General features: G+C 58.4%; 1 protein-coding gene. It reads right to left on the reverse strand.

Features of this window, described 5'->3' with window-relative positions; all coding sequences use genetic code 11:
• On the reverse strand, nucleotides 1-1,100 hold a 1,100-nt coding region (locus tag QD280_RS17735), incomplete at its 3' end, for an Ig-like domain repeat protein (protein WP_279840147.1).
• Nucleotides 1,101-1,850 lie beyond the last annotated feature (750 nt).

Raw genomic sequence — 1,850 nt, forward strand, 5'->3', positions numbered from 1 at the left:
TCGATCACGACCGCCTGCGAGGCCACTGCGCCATCGTTGCCGGCGGCGTCCTGCACCTTGAGCTGCACGGTGGCAGAAGTGGTGAGGTTTGCATCGGCGTAGCTGACGGCAGTACCGGACACGCTGTCGGTGATGTCGACCCAGGTGGTGCCATCGGTGCTGTACTGCAGCGTCTCGCCTTCGGCAAGCGGAGCATCCAGCGTGGCCGAAATTGTCAGGCCATCATCGTCACTGGTGATGAAGTCGCCGGCGGTACCGCTATCGTCGCTGATCGCGTCAATGGTGGCGGTGGTGGTCGGCGCGACAGCGTCGATCACGACGGCCTGCGAGGCCACTGCGCCATCGTTGCCGGCGGCGTCCTGCACCTTGAGCTGCACGGTGGCAGAGGCGGTGAGGTCGGCATCGGCGTAGCTGACGGCAGTACCGGACACGCTGTCGGTGATGTCGACCCAGGTGGTGCCATCAGAGCTGTACTGCAACGTCTCGCCTTCAGCAAGCGGAGCATCCAGCGTGGCGGTGACCGTCAGGCCATCATCGTCATTGGTGATGAAGTCGCCGGCGGTACCGCTATCGTCGCTGATCGCGTCAATGGTGGCAGTGGTGGTCGGTGCGACAGCGTCGATCACGACCGCCTGCGAGGCCACTGCGCCATCGTTGCCGGCGGCGTCCTGCACCTTGAGCTGCACGGTGGCAGAAGTGGTGAGGTTTGCATCGGCGTAGCTGACGGCAGTACCGGACACGCTGTCGGTGATGTCGACCCAGGTGGTGCCATCGGTGCTGTACTGCAGCGTTTCACCTTCGGCAAGCGGAGCATCCAGCGTAGCGGTGACCGTCAGGCCATCATCGTCATTGGTGATGAAGTCGCCGGCGGTACCGCTATCGTCGCTGATCGCGTCAATGGTGGCAGTGGTGGTCGGCGCGACAGCGTCGATCACGACGGCCTGCGAGGCCACTGCGCCATCGTTGCCGGCGGCGTCCTGCACCTTGAGCTGCACGGTGGCAGAGGCGGTGAGGTCAGCATCGAAATAGCTAGAGTCTCCGGCATCAATATAGCCAGTAATATCAATCCATGTAGAGCCATTATCGTTGCTATAGAGCAACGCTTCTCCATCCCCTAAGTCAGCGCCTAACGAAAAGTTAATAGACAATCCATCATTGTCGCTCGTTATGAAGTCACCTACAGCCCCAGTGTCAGTGCTGATGCTGTCTATGTTGACGGTTGTTGGTAGAGTCGCGTCAATTGTTATTCGCTGCTCGTCATCTCGGCCTGAATTACCTGCGGCATCAGAGACTTTCATATGAACTGTACTGGATGTTACGAGCGATGGATCTTCGTAACTGACGCTGGTGCCATTCACACTACTTGTAATTTCAGACCAAGTCAGGCCGCCATCGCTGCTATAAAGAAGCGACTCATCTTCAGTTAACTCATTACTTAGAGTTGCACTGATAGTTAGGCCGTCATTGTCATTAGTAAGGAAGTCGCCGACTGCCCCGGAGTCATCACTGATTGAATCAATAGAGACGGTAGTGATCGGATTAGTCGCATCGATAATGATGACCTGTGACGCTGTCGGTCCATCATTACCAGCAGTGTCCTTTACTCGAAGATGTACAGTGGCTGACTCGGTCAGAGCGGCATCGTTGTAGCTGACGGCAGTACCGGACACGCTGCCGGTAATGTCGACCCAGGTGGTGCCATCGGTGCTGTACTGCAGCGTCTCGCCTTCGGCAAGCGGAGCATCTAGCGTAGCGGTGATTGTCAGGCCATCGTCGTCATTGGTGATGAAGTCGCCGGCGGTACCGCTATCGTCGCTGATCGCGTCAATGGTGGCAGTGGTGGTCGGCGC

The sequence above is a fragment of the Cobetia sp. 1AS1 genome, assembly GCF_029846435.1.
GTDB classification, from domain to species: domain Bacteria; phylum Pseudomonadota; class Gammaproteobacteria; order Pseudomonadales; family Halomonadaceae; genus Cobetia; species Cobetia amphilecti.